The sequence below is a fragment of the Flavonifractor plautii ATCC 29863 genome, from assembly GCF_000239295.1.
Classification (GTDB): Bacteria; Bacillota; Clostridia; order Oscillospirales; family Oscillospiraceae; genus Flavonifractor; species Flavonifractor plautii.
On sequence record NZ_JH417644.1, the window covers coordinates 1 to 2685 of the forward strand.

Consider the following 2685-nt stretch of genomic DNA (forward strand, 5'->3'; position numbering starts at 1 on the left):
GTGCGCCTTGTTCCTTGACAATCTGCGTAGAAATGCGCAATAAAACAAGGCAGATTATGAAAGAATAATCTGAACTCTGTATCTGAATCGGCGGGGGAAGTTCCCGCCTGACCCGGTGTGACGGGTTACAAAAGCTCTGAGTCTCCGACGTGCCCATCGCAGTGCTATGTGGTGGGTACGAAGCTCGGTAAAGTGCGGAGGTGATATCTGAGATGGTATCACGCCGCTAGAGGCTATAAAGCAGTCACGCCTAGTATGTCAAACAGACCGACAAACTCCCGACCTAACAGCTCGTAAACGCAAGGGTGATTATACAGCCACCCGCCCCCATGTGGGGTGCTGTCGCAGCTCAATACCTTGGGATTGTAGTGGGCCGCAGAAAACCAGGAATGGTCGAATGTCGCTGGCAAAGTCACACCAGCCAGTGATGACAGCCGGGCCATAGGGAGAGGCTAAAACTGCCATGAAAAGCTAGGATGCAGGGAACAAGGGAACCACGGACGGCACACCGGCCATCAGGACGGCGTAAGTTGGTTAGCACACCAGCCGCATGAGCAGGAAATGGCTCATAAATCCGTGGGACAGCAGCCCGTAGTAGTGAAGAAGCCCCTGTAATGGGGGTGGAGCGAAGGGGCATAGTCTGTACAGGGAACATGGAACCAGTCTGTCGAGGAAGCCGTAGGCGAACCTGACTAAAACCATAGCGCCAAATCTTGTTTCAAACAGGAGGTGGTGGCCATGGCACAACAATTCGACTACCCAAAATCTGAAACAGACCTGCGTGTTATACTTGACGCACTTTATAAGTCGGCCAGAACGGCGCGCGAGGCAGGAAACCGCCCCGCATTCAAAGGACTGGTCGAGTTGATGTCTGCACAGGCAACGATTATCACAGCCATCCATAACATCAAATCCAACAAGGGAAGCAAGACGCCAGGTATTGACCACAAAACCATGCAGAAGGGATATCTACAAAAACCGAAAATACGCCGGAAGTATATTGATAAACCGGGAAAGGCAGAAAAGCGTCCGTTGGGAATCCCTACGATACGGGATAGAATCGTTCAGGAATGCGTCCGGATTGTGCTGGAGCCCATTCTGGAAGCACAATTCTTTGAACACTCCTATGGATTCCGACCGATGCGCGATACCCATCAGGCGCTTGCCCGCGTAACTGACCTGGTATTCCGAACGGGGTATTTCTGGATTGTCGAAGGAGATATCAGCAAATGCTTTGACAGGCTCGACCACAATGTCCTGATAAAACGGCTCTATCACATGGGCATCAAGGACAGACGGGTACTGCAAATAATCAAGGCAATGATGAAAGCTGGTATTATCGGAGAATGTGAAGTCAATGAGAAGGGCGTACAGCAGGGCGGGGTACTCTCACCTCTGCTGGCAAACGTCAGCCTGGACATTCTTGACCAATGGATAACCAGCCAATGGGAACAGAAGAAAACCAGATTCCCTTACAAAGACTGGAAAGGTAAGTCGGAGGGGCTCCGTAAGGGCAGCCGCTTGATACCCGGCTACCTCGTCCGCTATGCCGACGACTTTGTAATCATTACAGATAGTCGAGAGCATGCCCAGAGTTGGAAGGAACGGCTACAGCAGTATCTTCAGGCGGAACTGAAACTCGAACTATCCCCGGAGAAAACGCTGATAACCGACCTGCGTAAGCAGTACATCCATTTCCTTGGATATGAATACAAGGTGGTCAAAGGCAAAGGATTAAAAGGTTACATTCCACGTACGCTTCCTGACCGAAATCGGCTGAAGCGAAAGGTGGATGCCATTGCAAAAGAAACAAAGAATATTCCGTACAACTACAGCCGAGAACAGGTCATTCTTGCAATTAACCGGATTAACAGCGAAATAAGAGGGCTTATCAACTACTACTCCAATTGCACTTGGGTCAATATTGCCATGAAAAAGTATGCCCATTGGCTTCAGAGCATCGCTATGCACCGTCTGAAGCAATATAAGGGCAAATGGATACCCGCAAAAGAGACCCGAAACTTGCCCCGTATACATGAGAAGTACAAGCAGAAAATACCCTCTATTCAATACCGGGATTTCTATATTGGAATGACCTCACTTTCTTTTTGCAAATGGGAAAAGCCAGCGGTAAAGCACCACGAGGAAACCCCATATACAGAGCGCGGCCGGCAACTGTACTTCAGGCGGACAAAGAAGAAACGGCAAAATGCCCGCCTGGATCACATGTACAGTAGCAGTACAGCTCAACTCGTGGCACAGGGACGATGGAAAAGGAACTTCAACTTCGAGTTCTATATGAATCGGGCCTATGCCCTGAACCGGGACAGGCTGAAATGCAGGGTATGCGGCGGATGGCTGATATCCAGCGCCCCATATGCCCACCATATTGACCCCAACCTACCGCTGGACAAGGTGAACAAAGTAAGTAACCTGGCGTCCATGCACAGAGAATGCCAACAGGCAATCCTGAATCCAAATGCTGATATCACACAATTCGACTCCAAGGCACGCAGAAAAATCGAAGAATTTAGGAAAAAGCTGGTTTCCCATGCCAAAACAACTGTATAGATGGAGCGCCGTGTGCGGTGAAAGTCGCATGCACGGTGTGAAGCGGGGGAAAATCCACCCTGACTGCTGCATTCAAATGGATGCAGTAAAAGAGGTGGATTACCTATCGCTATA

General features: G+C 49.8%; 1 protein-coding gene. It reads left to right on the forward strand.

The annotated features are described in order from the left end of the window. The first annotated feature begins 738 nt into the window (after positions 1-738). Positions 739-2571 (forward strand): group II intron reverse transcriptase, encoded by a 1833-nt coding sequence (locus HMPREF0372_RS01760; protein ID WP_007488448.1) that lies wholly within the window; start codon positions 739-741, stop codon positions 2569-2571. Positions 2572-2685 lie beyond the last annotated feature (114 nt).